Source organism: Metallibacterium scheffleri, from assembly GCF_002077135.1.
Lineage (GTDB): Bacteria > Pseudomonadota > Gammaproteobacteria > Xanthomonadales > Rhodanobacteraceae > Metallibacterium > Metallibacterium scheffleri.
Genome location: NZ_LDOS01000001.1, coordinates 874,535 through 894,015, shown reverse-complemented (window position 1 = coordinate 894,015; position 19,481 = coordinate 874,535). Strand labels below are relative to the sequence as shown.

Below are 19,481 nucleotides of genomic sequence, written 5' to 3'. Positions count from 1 at the left end.
GAATGCAATGCCCATGCACGGCTACCCGCGCACCCAGCACGCAGGGCTTGCTGCATCGCATGCGGCGCGGCGATCACCGGCGCTGGCCGCAACGCTCCGCCAGGTCATCCATGACATTCATGTAGTTGATGTGGGCGTCGTAGGGTGATGCATAAGGGCTGAAGTATTGGTGCACATCGCCATCGCTGCGATGCTTGGTGGCCATGTAGTAGAAATGATCGCTGGTTTGCAGGCGCCGCCAGTCTTCCCGCAGCGTCGCCGCAACCGCGCCAGGCGCCTGTTGCAGCGCGCCGGCCATGGCATAGCAGCGCGCCAGCGCCACGCGCTGGATGGCATTGCCATTCCATGCGGAGGTATCGCGCTCCTGGTCGGCCCAGGACAACGGCTGTGGTACATCCAGACGTTCGGCATCCGCCGGCACGGCACACGCGGCCTGCGCTGGCGTGACGAAGCGAAAGCAGCCGCGCCGCAACAGCTCACCCGGCAGCGCATGCATGAAGTCGAAAATGCCGGTCGCGGCCCACTGGTGCTCACCGAAGGTTTCGTAATCCATGTACAGACCGAGGCAGCCGCCCGCCGCGACGTGCGCGTCGGCCTCGCCCTGCAGCCAGTCGGCATAACGCGCGGCGGTCAGTGGCCACGCGTTCCAGTGCCGGTCGGAAAACCGGAACGCGATGTCGTCGCTGAGCCGGTAGTGGCGCGGCAACGCCACCAGCCTGGGCGCGGTGGAAAATCGATACGCGCGCGTGGCGGCGCGTCCGTGCAGCACGCGCTCGGCACCTTCGATGCAGACGCTCTCGAAACCCATGCCCGCCACCTGCTCGAGCATGGCGTTGCAGGTGATCAGCTCGGTATTGCGAAAACCGCCGCCGCACGCGCCCAGCCAGCGCGCGCAGCTCGCCCGGTGCAGGCGCACCTGCGCGGCGAATTCATCGGCGTCATGCAGCGCGGCCAGACTGTGATGCGAGGTTTCGCCGAGCAGCTCGACCGCGCCGGTCGCCAGCAGCTCGCGAAACGACAGCAGCACGTGCGGCGCCCACAACGCCATCTGCTGCAGTGCCGTGGTGGTGATGGAAAAGCTCACGCGGAAATGCGGCGCATGCGTGCGGATCGCGTCCAGCAGCAGCGCGTTCATCGGCAGATAGCAGTGCTCGGCCACGCGGCGCAGGATGGCGGCATTGGCCGTATCGTCGAAGTAATCGTGCGCGCGGCCGATGTCCTTGTAGGTATAGCGGCGCAGGCGCCACGGCTGGTGCACCTGGAAGTAGATGCAGATGTCGAGGCTCATGGCCGCACGCCCGGCTGCGCCGCGAGGATCTCGGCGTAGGCCCTGCGGATGTTCCGCGCCGAGCGCGCCCACGACAGGCCCGCGAGCTGCGCGCGGCCATCATCGACCAGTTGCTGCGCCAGCTCGGGCCAGCGCAGCACGGCCAGCATCTGGTCGGCGAGCTTCTCGTGATCCCAGAAATCAGCCTGCAGACTGGGGCTGAGCACCTCGCGCACGCCCGATTGCCGCGACAGGATCACCGAGGTGCCGGCGCCCAGCGCCTCCAGCGCCACCAGTCCGAACGGCTCCGACACGCTGGGCATCACCAGCAGGCGCGCCTGGCCCAGCACGCGCGTGACTTCGCGGGCGCCCAGAAAGCCGCGAAATTCGACGTGTTCGCGCAGACCAAGATCCAGCGCCAGTTGCTGCAACTGCGCGCGCATGCCGCCATCACCGCACACCAGGAAGCGCGCATGCGGCGCATGCCGCGCCACTTCGGCAGCCGCGCGCAGGAAATGATCGGGGCCTTTCTGGAACGCCAGGCGCCCCAGAAACACCACCCACGGCGGCCGCTGCGCCATGGCCAGCGGCGCCCGCGCGAGCGGCGCGGGCACAGGCGCATCCGGCGCGTTGTAGATCACCTCGATCTTGTCGGCAGCGATGCCGTAGCGCTCGATCAGCACATCGCGCGTGTACTCGCTGACCGCGAACACGCGCGCGGCGCGCGTGCAGGCTTCACGCTCGATCGCCACGATGCGCGCATCGGCGCCAGCGCCGCTGCGATCGTATTCGGTGGAATGCAGGTGCACGCACAGCGGCCAGCCGCGCGCCGCGGCCAGCGCCAGCGCGGCGGGGAAACTCATCCAGTCGTGGGCATGGATCAGGTCCGCCTCGACAGCCATGCCCAGCGCGCGCACCCGCCGCGCATAGCGCTGCACCTCGCTGGCGAGGTCGCCGCCATACAGCGCTGCGTCGGCATCCACGCGATCGGCCGCCGCGGGCATGCGCGTGTGCGGCGCCGGCGCCAGCGCCGCATAGGGCCGCAGGCGCGCATCCACCGCCAGACGCTGCATGCGTGCCGGTGGCGGCATGGCCGCTGCACCTGGCGCGCGCGCGTGCCGCAACCATGCCGCGATACCCGCCACGCGCAAGCCCGGCGCCTGCACGGCACGGTCGTAGCGCGGCAGCACGAACAGCACCTGCACGCCGGCCTGCGCCAGACCACGCGCGATGCCCTGGCTGGCCTTGCCCAGACCCCCGGCGATGCGCGGCGGGTATTCCCAGCCGAGCATCAGTACCCGCAGCGGCGGGGCATGCAGCATCCTGTTCTCCATCCTCGTTGCGCCGCGGCGCCGGACGCCGTGGCACGGCCACGACCTGCGCGCTCAGCGCACCAGCGCGAGTTGCCAGTCGCGACCTTCCCAATCGCGCGCATCCAGGAAACGACGCGTGAATTCGATCGAGTCGTGCCCGCCCAGCGCCGCGCAATCCAGCAGCGCGCCGTGCATGCCAAGACCGCTGGGCGTGCTGGCGATATCGCGCACGTCCTGCCAGCCGTCGTGGCCGATGTGCAGCACGAACGACGCGTCACCTTCGATCAGGATCGGTCGCGCGGCGGCACATTGCGTGGCCGGCGCCTGCGGCCGCCACAGCTGCAGCTCGGGTTCGCGTGCGCGTGCGTAGCGCGCGACCACCGCGGCCAGCTGTTCGACGGGCGCGTGGTGCTGGATCGCCATGACCAGCTTGATCAGCTCGCCGTGCGCCCATACCAGCGGCATGGCGCTGCCCGTCGGGCGGCCTGGAAACAGCCCGCGCGCGGGAATGGCGTCGCTGTCCCAGACCTGCTCGGGCAGCATGCCGCCCAGGCTGGCCGAGGCGAGCATGGCATCGAGGTAGGGGCGCGCATCCGCGCCGGCCTGCGCGGCGAGCACGCCGCGCTCGCCGGCCAGCAACGGCCAGGCGCGGCCGACGCCGCTGCCGTCGAACGCGCGGCCATCGTGATGCTCGCCGTAACCGTCCTCGTTGTAGCGCCGGTAAAACGCGCCCGTGGGTGTTTGCACGCGCAGCAGCGCATCGACCAGGCGCGTGGTGTCGGCGATGCGCGGATCGTTGGCGGCGCGCAGGCCCAGGCGCACCAGGTACACGTATTCGAGGCCAAGCAGGTCGCGCGCAGCGACCACCACGCGGCCGCGATTCTTAAGTGCCACCTCGCTATGCTGCGCGTCCTGCCCGGGCGGCGCGATACGCACGTAGTGGCCGCGCGTGCCGTGTGCGCGGTCCAGCCCGGTGTCCTGCACGTAGACCCACGATTCCAGGCGCGTGTTCCAGTCGTCGGCCAGTTGCAGCGCGTAGCGCGCATCGCGCGCGTCGAGGAAACCGTGCGCGGCGCCGGCCACCAGCGCGGCGATGGCCGCGGCCAGGGTGAACGGATTGATGCCGGGATTTTCCTCCCAGCGGTCCTGCGGGCTGAACGGGCCGATGCGCGCGACGAAGCGCAGCGCGCGTCGCGCCATCGCCGTGGCCGCGGCGCGCTGGCCATCGAGCAATCCCAGCTCATCGAGCTTGGCCGCCAGCAGCACCGGCAGCGCAGCCTCGTCGAGCTGCACGCCGGTCCAGTACGCACGGCCATCGGTGTAGAAGTTCTGCGCCCAGTGGCCGTCGTCCTGCTGCGTGGCGATCAGGTAGGACAGCAGCGCGCGGGTTTCCTCGTGGTGCGCGCAGGCGAGCATGGCGAAACCGGCTTCGACCGCATCGCGCGCCCACACCAGGTGGTAGCCGCCCGGGTCATCGCGCGTATTGCCCCAGGGAATGCTGAGGCTGGCGATCAGCGCGCCAGGATGGTGACGGTCGTCGTGCACCTTGAGCACCATCGCCGCGCGGCGCACGGCAGCGCGCGCGGTCGCGTCCTTGATGTCGCATCGCAGGCCGCGTGACCACTGCTTCCAGCCTTCGATGAAACCATGCCGCGCCGACTCGTAGCCGTGCGCCAGCGACGCGCGCGCCAGCGTCTGCGCGCCTTCCAGCGTATTGGCGAAAGCCAGCGCCAATACGCCATGGCTGGCGTTCAACTCGCCCAGCAGCGCCACGTTGCCGTTGCTGGCGCTGGCATGTGTCCAGGTCATCGCAGCGTGCTGCTGGAAATCCTGCCAGCCGTCGGACACGCCCACGTAACCGGCACTGCCGCGCGCGAAGCCGGCGTCGGCCATCAGCATCAGCGCCTCGTTCTGCTTGAGCGCGGCCAGGCCCTGCGCCTGCACCAGCGCGGTGTTGTCGTGGCCGGAGCCACCCAGATGCGGCGCCAGCAGCGCGTACAGCCTGAGCCCCTCGCCGTGCAGGCGGTAGCGGATCAGCACCACGTCGCGCAGCGGATCGGCCAGCACCTCGAACTCGAGCTTGTAGCGCGCGTGCTCGTGTACCACTTTGGGCAACGGTACTTCCGGCTCCGGCGTGCTCAGCGTGTAGTGCTGCTCGCGCTTGACCTCGCTCCAGAAATCCGCGCCGGCAACGATGAAGCCGAGGTCGCGGATCTGCGGCTGGCTGCATGAAGGCCAGTACACCTCATCGAGGATGCCGTAGCCGAGCGTGAACCATACCCGCCCTGCGCCCAGCGCGGTGCCGACGATGTCCTTGGCGCTGCTGCTCCACGCCGGCGGCATACCCGGCCAGCCGGGCGCGTTCATGGCGTACCCGCGACGTCCGCCGTGGTCGCGGCGATGCTGCGCCAGCGCAGACCGGCGTCGAGCAGGCGCGCCTGCGTGGCCGGGCCTTCGCCTCCGGCGGGGTAGAAATCCGGGCTGCCGTGCTGCCAGGCACGCAGCACCGGATCGACGATGCGCCATGCCCATTCCACCTCGTCGAAGCGCAGGAAGTGCGCGCGTTCGCCGGCCAGCGCGTCGATCAGCAATTGCTCGTAGGCCGAAAAACCCGCATCGCCGGCATCCGCATACGGCGCGCTCAGCGTGACGCTGCGCCCTTCGAGCTTCAGCCCCGGGCGCTTGGCGGTCAGTTCCAGGTCCATGCGCTGCTCGGGCTTGATGCGCAGCACCAGCCAGTTCGAGTCGCCGGCCTGCACCAGCCCTGGCAACGGGCCGGCCGCGCGGCGGAATTGCACCGCGATCTCCGAGGTCTCGCCGGCCAGGCGCTTGCCGCTGCGCAGATAAAACGGCACGCCCTGCCAGCGCCAGTTGTCGATCTCGAGACGCAGCGCGGCGAAGGTTTCGGTGTTGGAAGCACGCGGGATGCCGGGCTCGCTGCGGTAGCCGGCCAGCTTGCTGCGCCCGCTGCGGCCGGCGCGGTACTGGCCGCGCACCGCGTGCGCGGCGAGATTGCGCGCGTCGATCGGCTTGACCGCGCGCAGCACCTCGACCTTGTGATCGCGCAGCACCTCGCCATCCCATGCCGACAACGGCTCCATCGCCGCCAGCGAGAACAACTGCATGAGGTGGTTCTGCAACATGTCACGCAGCGCGCCGGCCTTGTCGTAGTAGGCGGCACGGTGCTCGACGCCGAGGGTCTCGGCGTAGGTGATCTGCACCTGGGCGATGTGCTGCGCGTTCCACACCGGCTCCAGCAGGCGGTTGGCGAAACGCATCACCATGAGATTCTGCGTGGCCTCCTTGCCAAGGAAGTGGTCGATGCGCAGCACCTGCGCCTCGTCCCAGTGCGCGTGCATCTGCTTGCGCAGTTGCTCGGCGCTGGCCAGATCGGTGCCGAAGGGTTTCTCCACCACCAGCCGGCGCCAGCCGTTGCGCGGCGCCTGCGCGAAACCGGCCGCGCCCAGCGCCTGCGCGGCGGTGCCGAACAGCGGTGGTGGCAGCGCCAGGTAAAACAGCGTGCCGGGGCTGAGGTGTCCGGCGATGCGCGCCAGGTCCTCGGGCGTGAGCTGGCCGCTGATGTAGTCGAGCTGCCTGACGAACGCGGCGGCGCTGCGCGCGTCGTAGTCCTCGGAAAAATTGCGCAGGGCCTTGCCGATGTGGCTCTGGAAGCGCGCGCGCGACCACGGCTCCATGGCGTAACCGAGGATACGCAGATCCGCGGTCAGGTTCTCGCGGCGCAAGCGGTACAGCGCCGGCATCAGCAGGCGTTGGGTGAGATCGCCGGTGGCACCCAGAATCACCAGTGTCTGCGCGGCCATGGTCATTTGCCTCCGGCCGGTTTCTCCGCGTGACCGCCGAAGGCATGGCGCATCGCCGACATCACCTGGTTGGCGTACAGCGCGTTGCCGCGCGAGGAGAAGCGCGCGAACAGCGCCGCCGCCAGTTGCGTCGCCGGCACGCCCTCGTCGATGGCCGCCTGCAGCGTCCAGCGGCCCTCGCCGGAATCCGACACGCGCCCGGCGTAGGCTTTCAGCTCATCGTCCTGCAGCATTTCCTCGGCGGTGAGGTCGAGCAGCCACGAGCCGATCACCGTGCCACGGCGCCACAGCTCGGAGATTTCGCCAACCGGCAGGTCGTAACGGTAGTGCTCGGGATATTCCAGCGGCGTGGTTTCGGCATCGGATTCCTGCGCGGCGCGGCCGGCATTGGCGTGCTTGAGCACGTTGAAACCCTCGGCGTAGGCCGCCATGACCGCGTACTCGATGCCGTTGTGCACCATCTTCACGAAGTGCCCGGCGCCGTTGGGCCCGCAGTGCAGATAGCCCTGCTCGGCCATGTCCGGTTTGCCCTTGCGCCCGGCGGTGCGCGGCGCGGCGGCCACGCCTGGCGCCAGCGTGGCGAATACGGGTTCGAGCCGCTTGAAGGCGGGTTTGGGCCCGCCGATCATCAGGCAATAGCCGCGCTCGCGACCCCACACGCCGCCGCTGACGCCGACATCCATGGCATCGACGCCACGCTTGCGCAGGCGCTCGGCACGGCGCAGGTCCTCGGTGTAGTGCGAGTTGCCGCCGTCGATCACGCAATCACCCCTGGCCAGCAGCGGCAGCAACTCGTCGAGCACGCTGTCGACCACGCCGGCCGGCACCATCAGCCACACCGCGCGCGGCGTCGGCAGCGCGGTCACCAGTTCGCGCAGCGAAGCCGCGGCCGTGGCGCCCAGCTTGCGCAGCGCCGCGCGCGCCTTGGGGTTGGCGTCGTAGCCGACGCAGGAAATGCCGCCGTGATGCAGGCGCGCGGCCATGTTCAGGCCCATGCGGCCGAGGCCCACGAATCCCAGATGCAGCTTGCTGGTCCGTGCCGAAGTCTTGCTCATGCCAGATCCTCCCAGAGTCGGAAACCGCCGCTGAAGGCGTTGGCGTTGTCGCCGCGACGCACACCATCGGGCAGCTCATCCAGATGCTTGACGTTGCCGCCGCCGAGCACGATGTATTCGGGCCGCAGCCCCTTGCGCAGCAGCGCGATGATCTCGAACACGTTGTCGCGCCACTTCTTCCTGTGCTGCTCGCGGTACGCGTCGCTGACGTAGTACTCGTAGCTGCGCTTGCGATACGGCAGGTGCGCCAGCTCCATGGCCTCGACACGGCCATCGACGATCATCGCCGAACCGAGGCCGGTGCCCAGCCCGAGAAACAGCATGCGCCCGCCGGCGTAGCTGCCCAGCGCCTGCATGGCGGCGTCATTGAGCACGCGCACCGGGCAGGCAAAGGCCTGCTCGAAATCGAAATTCACCCAGCCCGTGCCGAGGTTGGCCGGCTCGTGCAGGATGCGCCCGTGCACCACCGGCGCCGGGAAGCCGACGCTGACGCGATCGAACGCCGCGCCGCGCAGCGCCTTGTGCAGATCCTTGAGCATCTGCTGCGGGGTCAGCGTGGGGCCGGAGACGATCTTGATCTCGCTGCGGTGCCCCTGGATCATGGCCTTGACGTGGCTGCCGCCGACATCCAGCACCAGGGTGTGATGGCCGTTGCGGCGCGGCGCAGCGTGACCGCGCGCCTGCCGGTACCACTGGATCGCCGCATTGGTGGAGGCATCGTGCTGCAGCCGCTTGCGCGGCGCTTCGATTTCGCCGGCCACGCGCAGCGCCAGCTGCTTGCCGAGTTCCACGCCCCACTGGTCGAATGGGTTGATGTCCCACACGCAGGCCTGGGTGAATACGCTGTGCTCGTACAACGCCACCAGGCTGCCCAGCGCAGCGGGGGTGAGCTTGTCGGCCAGCAACAGGCTGGAAGGACGATTGCCCTCGAACACCTTGTGCGGCACCAGCGCCGCCGGTGCGCCTTCGGCACGCACCTGCGCCGCGCTCTTGCCGAAAGCCAGCGCTTCGGCCTGTGCGATGACGTTGGCCAGCAGCAGATCCTGATGCCGGCCCAGCGGCTCCAGCGCGTGCGCGAATGCGATGAAGTCGCAGGGGATCAGGCGCGTGCCCTGGTGGATCAACTGGTAGAACGAATGCTGGCCATTGGTGCCGGGCTCGCCCCAGAACACGGCGCCGGTGGTGTAGTCCACGCGCTTGCCGTCGCGCCGCACCGACTTGCCGTTGGACTCCATGGTCAACTGCTGCAGGTAGGCCGGAAAGCGCTTGAGATATTGCGCGTAGGGCAGCACGGCCACGGTCTCGCTGCCGAAAAAATTGCCGTACCAGACGTTCAGCAGACCCATAATCACCGGCAGATTCTGCTCAAGCGGCGCCTGGCGGAAGTGTTCGTCCATGGCGTGGAAGCCGGCCAGCATGTCCATGAACGCCGGCGCGCCAATGGCGATCATCGTGGACAGGCCGATCGCGGAGTCCATCGAGTAGCGACCGCCCACCCAGTCCCAGAAGGCAAAGGCGTTCGCACGCGCGATGCCGAAGGCCTCGACCGCGTCGAGATTGGTGGACAGCGCCACGAAATGCCGCGCCACCGCGCGCTTGTCGCCACCGCATGAAGCCAGCAGCCAGTCGCGCGCGCTGTGCGCGTTGGTCATGGTCTCCAGCGTGGTGAAGGTCTTGGAAGCGACGATGAACAGCGTCTCGTCGGGGCGCAGGCCGCGCACGGCTTCCTGGAAATCGGTGCCGTCGATGTTGGACACGAAGCGCAGCGCTAGCCGACGATCGCCATACCAGCGCAGCGCCTCATGGGCCATCACCGGGCCCAGATCGGAGCCGCCGATGCCGATGTTGACGATGTTGCGGATCGGCCGGCCGCTGTGCCCGCGCCAGGCACCGCTGCGCACCGCGTCACTGAACGCGCGCATCTGCGCAAGCACGGCGTGCACCTCGGGCACCACGTTGACGCCATCGACCAGGATCACCGCGTCGGCCGGCGCGCGCAGCGCGGTGTGCAGCGCGGCGCGGTGTTCGGTGAAGTTGACCTTTTCGCCGCTGAACATGGCATCGCGGCGCGCTTCGAGCTGCACCGCGCGGGCCAGTTCAAACAAGGCGTCGAGGCTGGCCGCATCGATACGGTGCTTGGAGTAGTCCAGGCGCCAGCCGGCGGCTTCGCGCGTGTAGCGCTGCACGCGCCGCGGGTCCTGCTCGAACAGCGTGCGCAGATGCAGTTTGTCGAGGCGCGCGTGGTGTTTTTGCAGGGCTTGCCAGGGGTCGATGCGACGTGCGGTACTCATGCCGCCTTCCCCTTGCGCTGCGTGATGCTGTCCAGCAGCGAATGCCACGAGGCCACGAATGCGGCCGCACCCTCTTTTTGCAGGGTGTTCGCTACTGCTTCGACCTCGAAGCCCAGTTCGGCGAAGCGCGCCAGCAGCGGTGCGTACGCATCGCCGTGGGTGGCCATCGGGGTGTCGAGGCGACCGTGGTCGAGGGCGGCCCGCAGGGTTTTCTCCGGCATGGTGTTGATCGTCAGCGGGGCAACCAGGTTGTCCACGTACAGCGTGTCGCTGGCCTTGGGGTCCTTGCTGCCGGTGCTGGCCCACAGCAGCCGCTGCGGGCGCGCGCCGCGATTCATCAGGCGCTGCATGCGCGCCGAGGCCAGCACGTCCTGATAGTCGCGGTAGATCTGCGCGGCGACCGCCAGACCCAACTTGTTGCGCATCTCGGCAGGCACCTTGTCGGCCACCTTCACGTCCCAGCGGCTGATGAACACCGAGGCCACCGAGGCCACGTCCAGCGACAGGCCCGCGTCCATGCGGTGCTCGAGGCCGCGCAGGTAGGCAGCGGCGGCGGCGCGGTATTGGCGCGCGTCGAACAGCAGGGTGACGTTGACCGGCACGCCACGATGGATCAGCGTTTCGATGGCCTCGACACCGGCGTGCGTACCCGGAACCTTGATGAACAGATTGGGCCGCGCCGCGCGTTCGTGCAGTTGCACCGCTTGGGCGACGGTGGTGGCGGCATCGTCGGCGAGCAGCGGGGAAACCTCCAGCGACACCCAGCCGTCCGCGCCACTCGTGCGCGCATACACCGGCGCGAACACGTCGGCGGCGGCACGCAGGTCGTCGAGCGCCAGGTCGAAGAACACCGCTTCGGCGTTGCTGTCGCCAGCGGCGCGGATCGCCGCGTCGTAGTCGCTGCTGTTGCGGATGGCGTGCTCGAAGATGGTCGGATTGGAGGTGAGTCCGCTGATGCCGGCGTCCCTGAGATAGGCGGCGAGGCCACCCTGGCGCAGCAGCGCGCGGGTGATGTTGTCCAGCCAGAAACTCTGCCCGGCCTGGGCCAGTGCGGTACTGATCTCGTTCACGGCAATCTCTCCTGGATGATCGAATCGAATGGACCGCGTGGCGTTCAGCGACCGAGCAGGGCCAGCGCGCGCTGGCACACGTGGTCGACGGTGAAGCCGTATTCCTGCAGCAGCCGCGCCGCCGGCGCCGAGGCGCCGTAGCGATCCACCGCGAGCACCGCGCCGGCGTCGCCGACGTAGCGCGACCAGCCCTGCGCGACGCCCATTTCCACGGCCAGCCGCGCGCGCACGCCAGGCGGCAGCACCGCCGCGCGCACGGCTTGCGGCTGCGCCTCGAACAACTCCCAGCTGGGCATGGACACGCAGCGCGTGGCGATGCCTTGTGCTTCGAGGCGCTCGGCGGCGGCGACGATCAGGTGCACCTCGGAGCCGCTGGCGATGAGGATCAACTGCGGCGCGCCGGCGGTGGCCTCGCGCAGCACGTAGGCGCCCTGGCGCAGGCCGGCTGCACTCGCGTAGCGCGTGCGATCGAGCACCGGCAGATCCTGGCGTGTGAACACCAGCGCCACCGGCTGATCGCGCAGCGCCACGGCGGTGCGCCAGGCCTCGGCGCTTTCGTTGGCATCGCCGGGGCGGATCACGACCAGGCCCGGCACCGCGCGCAGGTTGGCCAGTTGTTCCACCGGCTCGTGCGTGGGCCCGTCCTCACCCACCGCGAGGCTGTCATGGGTGAACACGAACAGCGCGTGCAAGCGCATCAACGCGGCCAGGCGCAGCGGCGGACGCATGTAATCGGAGAAGATCAGGAAGGTCGCGGTGAACGGCAGCATCGCGCCATGCGCGGCCATGCCGTTGGCGATGGCGCCCATGGCATGCTCGCGCACGCCAAAGTGCAGATTGCGCCCGGCGTGGCTCCAGCCGGCCTTGTCCGAGCCTTGCAGGTCGGTGCCGGGATCGGCGGGCGGGTTGAAATCGCCCATGCCCAGCAGCGCGGTCTTGGTCGATGGATCCAGATCGGCGGAACCACCGAACAACTCGGGCAATTTCGCCGCCAGCGCGTTGAGCACCTTGCCCGAGGCGACACGCGTGGCGATGCCGCGCGCGTCCGCCGCGAACTGCGGCAGCGCGTCATCCCAGCCCGCCGGCAGCGTGCCGGCGATGCGGCGCTGGAGCTCGGCGCCCAGCTGCGGCTGCGCGGCGAGGTAAGCCGCGAAATCACGGTCCCACGCCACCTGTGACTCGCGACCGCGGGTCAGCGCCTGGCGCCAGGTCTGCAGCGCGACATCGGGAATCTCGAACGTCGGCTGCAGCGGCCAGCCCAGCGCCTGCTTGGTGCGGCGCACATCGTCCTCGCTCAGCGGCGCGCCATGCGCCTTGAAGCTGTCCTGCTCGGGCGAGCCGTAGCCAATATGCGTGCGCACCGCGATCAGCGAGGGCCGCGCGGTATCCGCATGCGCCGCCTGCAGCGCGGCGTCGATGGCGGCGAGGTCGTTGCCGTCCGCGACCTGCTGCACATGCCAGCCATAGGCCGCGAAGCGCGCCAGGCGATCCTCGCTGAAGCTGATGGCGGTGCCCGCTGCAAGCGTCACGTGGTTGTCGTCGTACAGGCAGATGAGCTTGCCCAGGCGCAGGTGTCCGGCCAGCGACGCGGCCTCGGCGGAGACGCCTTCCATCAGGTCGCCGTCACCGACGAGGGCATAGGTGTGGTGATCGATCGGCGTGTGTCCGTCGCGGTTGTAGCAGGCCGCCAGATGCGCCTCGGCGATGGCCATGCCGACAGCGTTGGCGATGCCCTGGCCGAGCGGTCCGGTGGTTACCTCGACACCGGGCGTGTGGCCGCGTTCGGGATGGCCTGGCGTCCTGCTGCCCCATTGCCGGAACTGCTTGAGATCCTCGAGACCGAGTGCGTAGCCGCTCAGATGCAGCAGGCCGTACAGCAGCGCCGAGCCATGGCCTGCCGAGAGCACGAAGCGGTCACGGTCGAACCAGTGCGGATCGGCAGGGTTGTGCTTGAGCCAGCGTGTCCACAGCACGTAAGCCATCGGTGCGGCGCCCAGCGGCATGCCGGGATGGCCGCTGTCGGCCTTTTGCACGGCATCGAGTGCCAGGAAACGCAGGGTGTTGATGCACAGTTGATCGATGACATCGGACATGGCGTACTCCATCACGCGCGACCGGATGCTGCGCTCGGAACGAGGCAATCAGGATCAATCGCAGGATCAATCGACAGTCGCAGAATTATTTTTGACACTCTGCGCACGCGATAGTTGCAAGCGCGTGACCGGCTCGTTCAGGCTCGCGTGTTGCGGGCGTGTCCATCACCCGCGCTCGATCCGAGGCTCTGTCCGACACACGGCGGCAATGCCGCGGCGTTGTCCATCCACGCTAACGCGTGGCCGCCGAACCGCGTGCCGGGGACGTTGGCGAGATGCGCCAAACCATCCCGGCGCGGGTCGCCTCAGAAGGCGGCATCGAAGACCACTTCGCCACTGACGCCGACCTGATACGAGGATACGCGGCGCTCGAAGAAATTGGTCAGCTCCTGCACGTCCTGCAGGTCCATGAAGGCGAACGGATTGGCGGTGCCGTATTGCGCCGCATAGCCCAGCTGGCGCAGGCGCTGGTCGGCCACATACTGCAGGTACTCGCGCATCTGCGCCGGCGCCAGACCCGCCACGCCGCCGGACAGCACATCGGCGGCGAACTGCGCTTCGCAGTCGATGGCCTCGGCCAGCATGGTGCGCACATCCGCTTCGAGTGTGGCATCGAACAGCTCGGGCTGCTCGCCGCGCACCGTGGCGATCACCTCGAAGGCGAAGGCCATGTGGCAGGACTCGTCGCGGAACACCCAGTTGGTGCCGCCGGCCAGGCCATGCAGCAGGCCGCGCGCGCGCAGGAAGTACACGTAGGCGAAAGCGGCGAAAAAAAACAGGCCCTCGATGCAGGTGGCGAAGCAGATCACGTTGAGCAGGAACTGGCGCCGCTGGGCCTGCGTATCCAGGCGCCGCAGGCCCTGCACCGAATCCATCCAGCGAAAGCAGAACGCGGCCTTGTGCGCGATCGAGGGAATGTTCTCGACCGCGGCAAAGGCGGCCTGGCGCGCCGGCGCATCGGGCAGATAGGTGTCCAGCAGGGTCAGGTAGAACTGCACGTGCAGCGCTTCCTCGTAGAGCTGGCGCGAGAGGTACATGCGCGCCTCGGGGGCGTTGATGTGCGTGTACAGATTCAGCACGAGGTTGTTGGAAACGATCGAGTCGCCGGTGGCGAAGAACGCCACCAGACGCTCGACCAGGTGGCGCTCGGCCGGGCTCATGCGCTGGCGCAGGTCGGTCACGTCGCTGGAAAAATCGACTTCCTCGACGCTCCAGGTGTTGCGGATCGCGGCGCGGTACATCTCGTAGAACGCCGGATAGCGCAGCGGCCGCAGGGTCAGCGCGAAGCCGGGATCGAGCAGGCGCGGCGCGGCGGCGGTGGCCGGCACGGACGTGATCGGCGACGTTGTCATCGGGACGGACTCATTGGCAGGCATCGCAGTGCTCCGGGTTTTCCAGCGAACAGGCCACGGCCTGGCTCGGCGCGTTGCTGCTCACCGTGGTCTGCGCGATGCGCGTGGCCGGGCGCGAACGCAGGTAGTAGGTGGTTTTGAGGCCGCGTTTCCACGCGTACATGTACATCGACGACATCTGCCCGAGGTTGGGCGTGGCCATGAACAGGTTGAGCGACTGGCTTTGGTCGACGTAAGCGCCACGCGCGGCGGCCAGCTCGATCAGCGCCTTCTGCGGCAGCTCCCACACCGTGCGGTAGACCTGCCGCAGCGGCTCGGGGATCTCGCCGATGGCCTGGATCGAACCCTCGGCGCGCTTGATCGCTTCGCGCATCGCCGGCGTCCACTGGCCAAGCTGCTTGAGCTCATCCACCAGGTAGCGGTTGATAACCAGGAAATCGCCGGACAGCGTCTCGCGCTTGAACAGGTTGCTCACCTGCGGCTCGATGCATTCGTAGCAGCCGGCGATCGAGGCGATGGTGGCGGTGGGTGCGATGGCGACGAGCAGGCTGTTGCGCAGACCGTGCGCGCGGATACGCGCGCGCAACGCGTCCCAGCGCGCGGGGTCGTGCGGCTGCGCCTCGGGCCAGTAGTCGAACTGCAGCTCGCCGCGTGCGGCCCGGGTGTCGGCGAAGGCCGCGTGCGCGCCAAGCTGCGCAGCCAGGTCGCACGACGTGTCCAGCGCATGGAAATAGATCTCCGCGCTGATGCGCATGGACAGCGCCAGCGCCGCGGCACTGTCGAACGGCAGGCGCAGCCTGAAAAAAACGTCCTGCAGACCCATCACGCCCAGGCCCACCGGACGCCAGCGCGCATTGCTGCGCTGGGTGCCGGGGATCGGGTAGTAGTTGAGATCGATCACGCGGTCGAGCTGACGCACCGCCAAACGCACGGTCACGGCCAACTTGTCGAAATCGAAACCATCCTCGCCCAGATGCCGGGCGAGGTTGATCGAGGCCAGGTTGCACACCGCGGTTTCGGCCTCGGTATTCACTTCGAGGATTTCGGTGCACAGGTTGGACAGATGCACCACGTTGCCGCTCACGGCGGTCTGGTTGCAGGTGGCGTTGCTGCGGTCCTTGAAGGTGAACCAGCCGTTGCCGGTCTCGGCCAAGGTCTTCAGCATGCGCGCGTACAGCGCGCGCGCCGGCAGGGTGCGCTTGGCCAGGCCACGCGCCTCGGCTTCCTCGTAGGCGCGGGTGAACGCCTCGCCCCACAGATCCACCAGTTGCGGTACCTGCTGCGGATCGAACAGCGACCACGCGGCGTCCTGTTCGACGCGCTGCATGAACAAGTCCGGGATCCAGTTGGCGAGGTTGAGGTTGTGCGTGCGCCGCGCCTCGTCGCCGGTGTTGTCGCGCAGCTCGAGGAAGTCCTCGATGTCGGCGTGCCACGGCTCCAGGTACACGCAGCACGCGCCCTTGCGGCGCCCGCCCTGATTGACCGCGGCCACCGAGGCATCCAGCGTCTTCAGCCACGGCACGATGCCGTTGGACTTGCCGTTGGTGCCGCGGATCAAGGATCCCTGCGCGCGCACGCGGCTGTAGCCGAGGCCGATGCCGCCGGCGAACTTGCTCAGCCGGGCGACGTCGCTGTAACGCGCGTAGATGCCTTCCAGCGAATCCTCGGGCGAGTCCAGCAGGTAGCACGAGGACATCTGCTCGTGCGTGGTGCCGGCGTTGAACAGGGTGGGCGAGCTGGGCAGGTAATCGAGATCAGCCAGCGCGCGATACAACTGCAGCGACTCGGCCATGTCGCCGCCACCCAGAGCGCAGGCGATGCGCATGAAAAAGTACTGCGGCGTCTCCAGCACCTGGCGCGTTTCCGGATGACGCAGCAGGTAACGGTCGTACAGCGTGCGCAGGCCGAAATACTCGAAGCGCGCGCTGGCGGCCACGTCGATGGCGTCGTCCAGCTTGCGCGCGTTGGCTGTGCTGAAGCCGCTCAACCGCGTGTTGATCAGGCCCAACTGCGCGCCGCGCGTGATGGCCTGCGAGAACGACTGGATGTCCTGCCCGCGCACCTCTTTCTCGATTACCTGCGCCAGCAGGCGTGCGGCAAGCTGGCCGTATTCAGGCTCCTCGGCGGTGAGCGCGGCGGCCGTGCGGATCGACAGTTCGTCCAGCTCGCGCGTGGTCGCGCCGTCGTACAAGCCGCCGATGGTCTTCAGCGCCACCTGCAGCGGCTCGACCGCGTGCAGGCCCTGCGCCGCGCGGGTTACCGCGCGCACGATCTTGCCGAGGTCTACAGCCTCGTGGGTGCCGTTGCGCTTGGTCACGCGCATGCCCGCCGGCGCGTGCGGCGGCGTGAGTGAAAATGTCTGAGCGGCCGTCTGCATGGCGGCGGTTTGCGTGTCCTGCAATTGCATGGGATTCCCCGACGGCAAAATGGGCATGACCTGCGCCCGCGCGCAGGGCCGTGGGTGGAACAACGGAGCACGATCGCAGCGGACGCTTGCGCGCCGCGTCTGCGACCGTCCTCCCCGCGGAGGCGGCCACCCGCACCGGCACCGCGAGCATCCCCGGTGGGCATCGCATAGCCTGCGACACGCACCGGGCCCGTGGCCCGATGTGTCGGCAGGTCTTCGGGCTCGCGGACGTGACGGCAGCGCCGTCGCCTACTGCCCGCCGCTTCCCGGGATGCGCATCCCAGTGCCTGGTGGCGGGGTTCGTTTCCGCTGACCGCTGCGGGGCAGCTCCGGAGTCGCACCGGATTCCCTTTTGAGCTGCGCTCCTGACGAGAGCGCAGACACCGACAACCGCAAGATAGTGTGCTTGAGTGACGCGGTCAACCCAACATCTTGGGTTTCTTGCCCGCGGCACTGCCAAGATTCCGCCAGTCCCGTCGCGGCGGCCAGCACCACCACAGCAGCGCTACGTACACGAACACCAGCACATACACCATAGTGAAAAACGCCATGGGCAGCGGCCAGTAGATCAGCGAGTCGACCCACTTCTGGATCAGTGGTGTATGCGCCGCGGCGTGTTGCAGATCGTCCTGCCACACCGTCAGGAAACACGCGCGCCCAAGCACCGCCTGCAGCGCCACAACGGCCAGCGCCAGCAGGTGCAAGCTGCGCCACAGCGGTTCGCGCACCCAGCGCCAGCCGCGCCAGATGCCCAGCGGCACCATAACCAGACCGGCGATGTTGAACGCAATGATCAGGATGTGCAGCCCGAGCACCCCCGCGGCGAGGCCAGCATCGAGCCGCGGGGGGATGCTGGTGATCAATGCCGACGCAAGGTGCAAGAAGGCCATGCACGCAAGCCTACGCGCCCCGGCACGGCACCGCGCAGCCGCGCGGATACCGGTTCAGGCGCGCTCGGCGCGGCGCCGTTTCAGGGGTTGTGCTCGCGCGCCAGGTAGTCCTCGCTCTGCATCTCGATCAGGCGGCTCTCGGTGCGCGCGAATTCGGCGCGCAGGCGCTCGCCTTCGTACAGCTCGATGATCGGCACGGCGGCACTGCACACCAGCTTGACCTGACGATCGTAGAACTCGTCGACCAACTGCACGAAGCGCAAGGCCGGATCCTCGTGATCGACATTGAATTGCGGCACCGCCGAGACCAGCACCGCATCATGTGCGCGGCCGATCTCGATGTAATCGGCCACCGCGCGTTGCTCGCCGCACAGCGCCTCGAAATCGAACCAGATCACCTGCGCGGCGCGGCGCTTGCATTCGATTTTGCGCCCCTGCACCTCGATCCAGCCGCCGCACTCGGCTTGCGCACCGTGCGCCAGGCGCTGGAAGACCTGCTCGAGATGCTGCTCGCTGCGCGCGTTCAGCGGCGTCAACCAGGCCGGCGCCTGCTTGAGCGCGCGCAAACGCCAGTCCTGTGCGCTGGCCAGTTCCACGACCACGCAATGCTGCTGCAGAAGTTCAATCGCCGGCACGAAGCGCGCGCGCTGCAAACCCTCGCGATACAACGCGGCGGGCGGCGCGTTGGACGTGGTCACCAGGGTCACGCCCGCGGCAAAGAGGCCGCGCAGCAGTTCAGCCAGAATCATGGCGTCACCGATGTCGCTGACCTGAAACTCGTCCAGGCACAGCACGCGGATGCGCAAACCGATGCGCGCGCCGATGTGCAGCAGTGGATCGGGCATGCCCTGCAGACGCGTCAATTCGTCGTGCACCATGCCCATGAAGCGGTGGAAATGCCAGCGCTCGGCCTTGCCCGCGGGCAAACCTTCGTAGAACAGATCCATCAGAAAGGTCTTGCCGCGCCCGACGCGCCCCCACAAATACAGACCGCGCAGCGGCGCCGGCGCCGACCCGACGCGCCAATGCTGGCCCAGGCGCTGCAGCAAACCCGGCGGCGTCGCGAACTGCAGGCTCAACTCCGCATGCAGGCGATCGAAAGCCAGCAGCACGGCGCGCTGCGCGGAGTCATCCTGCCAGTGCCCAGTGGCGACGCCCGCGGCGTAACCCGCGCTGGGCAGCACGAGATTCGGCGCTGCGCTCACGCCACCTCGCGCAACGGCGGCAGCCAGCCGCGAATCGCGTGGCGCACCGCACCGCGCAAGTCCATCAGGCGACGGTGAAAGAAATGTCCGGTTTCCGGCATGCGGATCAGCACTGGTTTGCTTTCCAGCTGCTCGACAAAATCGAATACGGCTTGCGGCTCGACCACCTCGTCATCCTCGCCCTGCACCACCAGCCACGGGCAGCCCGGCAGCGCCAGCGCATCGAAAGGCCAGTGTCCGACCGGCGGCGCCACGCTGATCAACGCTGCGGCATCGAGCTGGCGGGCGTGCGCGATGCTGATGTAGCTGCCGAACGAGAAGCCCGCCAGCCACAATGCATCGCCCGGTTGCGCCTGGCGCACCCAGTCGGCCACGGCGACCAGATCGGCGCCTTCTCCCTGGCCTTCGTCGTAACCGCCTTCCGATTCACCGACGCCGCGAAAGTTGAAACGCACCGTGGCCAAGCCGGATTCGCGCAGCGTGCGCGCCAGCATGGTCACCACCTTGTTGCTCATGCTGCCGCCCTGCAGCGGGTGCGGATGACAGATGATCGCCGTGCCGCGCCGCGCCAGTTCGGCTTCAGGCCGATCCACGGCCACCTCGATTCTGCCGGCCGGTCCGGCCAGCGCATGGCGGCCTGCGACATCAGGGAAATGCGCCGGCAGTGCTGCGAGAGGAGGTGCGTTCATGAGGCATGTCTCGACGGCGGGACGACTT

13 protein-coding genes and 1 riboswitch are annotated in these 19,481 nt (G+C 68.4%); all 13 genes read right to left on the bottom strand.

What is annotated here, in order from left to right; translation table 11 throughout:
• Window positions 1-73: 73 nt before the first annotated feature.
• Window positions 74-1,288, bottom strand: a complete 1,215-nt coding sequence (locus tag Mschef_RS03970) for a glycoside hydrolase family 57 protein (RefSeq protein WP_081126499.1) — start codon at window positions 1,286-1,288, stop codon at window positions 74-76.
• A complete protein-coding gene (locus tag Mschef_RS03965) occupies window positions 1,285-2,589 on the bottom strand; it encodes a glycosyltransferase family 4 protein (protein WP_168708869.1) in 1,305 nt (434 codons plus the stop codon). Before Mschef_RS03965 ends, Mschef_RS03970 begins: the two co-directional genes overlap by 4 nt.
• A 63-nt stretch (window positions 2,590-2,652) precedes the next feature.
• The gene (locus Mschef_RS03960) at window positions 2,653-4,947 is read right to left on the bottom strand and encodes a glycoside hydrolase family 15 protein (protein WP_081126496.1); all 2,295 of its coding nucleotides are present in this window, start codon (window positions 4,945-4,947) and stop codon (window positions 2,653-2,655) included.
• On the bottom strand, window positions 4,944-6,401 hold the full coding sequence (gene zwf / locus Mschef_RS03955) for a glucose-6-phosphate dehydrogenase (protein WP_081126830.1): 1,458 nt from the start codon (window positions 6,399-6,401) through the stop codon (window positions 4,944-4,946). Before zwf ends, Mschef_RS03960 begins: the two co-directional genes overlap by 4 nt.
• 2 nt (window positions 6,402-6,403) lie before the next feature.
• Complete coding sequence (gene gnd, locus Mschef_RS03950; RefSeq protein WP_176212408.1) at window positions 6,404-7,426, bottom strand: phosphogluconate dehydrogenase (NAD(+)-dependent, decarboxylating); 1,023 nt, start codon at window positions 7,424-7,426, stop codon at window positions 6,404-6,406.
• 26 nt (window positions 7,427-7,452) lie between these two features.
• The gene (pgi, locus tag Mschef_RS03945; RefSeq protein WP_081126492.1) at window positions 7,453-9,747 is read right to left on the bottom strand and encodes a glucose-6-phosphate isomerase; all 2,295 of its coding nucleotides are present in this window, start codon (window positions 9,745-9,747) and stop codon (window positions 7,453-7,455) included.
• Window positions 9,744-10,817: a transaldolase gene (tal, locus tag Mschef_RS03940; RefSeq protein ID WP_081126490.1), complete on the bottom strand. Its 1,074-nt coding sequence runs from the start codon at window positions 10,815-10,817 to the stop codon at window positions 9,744-9,746. Before tal ends, pgi begins: the two co-directional genes overlap by 4 nt.
• A gap of 44 nt (window positions 10,818-10,861) precedes the next feature.
• Window positions 10,862-12,910: a transketolase gene (gene tkt / locus Mschef_RS03935; protein WP_081126829.1), complete on the bottom strand. Its 2,049-nt coding sequence runs from the start codon at window positions 12,908-12,910 to the stop codon at window positions 10,862-10,864.
• Between the two features lie 305 nt (window positions 12,911-13,215).
• Complete coding sequence (locus Mschef_RS03930; RefSeq protein ID WP_136256326.1) at window positions 13,216-14,262, bottom strand: ribonucleotide-diphosphate reductase subunit beta; 1,047 nt, start codon at window positions 14,260-14,262, stop codon at window positions 13,216-13,218.
• A 10-nt stretch (window positions 14,263-14,272) separates the two neighbouring features.
• Window positions 14,273-16,639: a ribonucleoside-diphosphate reductase subunit alpha gene (locus Mschef_RS03925; RefSeq protein WP_242426462.1), complete on the bottom strand. Its 2,367-nt coding sequence runs from the start codon at window positions 16,637-16,639 to the stop codon at window positions 14,273-14,275.
• 220 nt (window positions 16,640-16,859) lie between these two features.
• Window positions 16,860-17,072: riboswitch (cobalamin riboswitch) on the bottom strand.
• 16 nt (window positions 17,073-17,088) lie between these two features.
• The gene (locus Mschef_RS03920; RefSeq protein WP_081126486.1) at window positions 17,089-17,559 is read right to left on the bottom strand and encodes a DUF2784 domain-containing protein; all 471 of its coding nucleotides are present in this window, start codon (window positions 17,557-17,559) and stop codon (window positions 17,089-17,091) included.
• An 80-nt stretch (window positions 17,560-17,639) separates the two neighbouring features.
• A complete protein-coding gene (gene zapE, locus Mschef_RS03915) occupies window positions 17,640-18,764 on the bottom strand; it encodes a cell division protein ZapE (protein ID WP_081126485.1) in 1,125 nt (374 codons plus the stop codon).
• Window positions 18,761-19,453: an alpha/beta hydrolase gene (locus Mschef_RS03910; RefSeq protein WP_081126484.1), complete on the bottom strand. Its 693-nt coding sequence runs from the start codon at window positions 19,451-19,453 to the stop codon at window positions 18,761-18,763. Before Mschef_RS03910 ends, zapE begins: the two co-directional genes overlap by 4 nt.
• Window positions 19,454-19,481 lie beyond the last annotated feature (28 nt).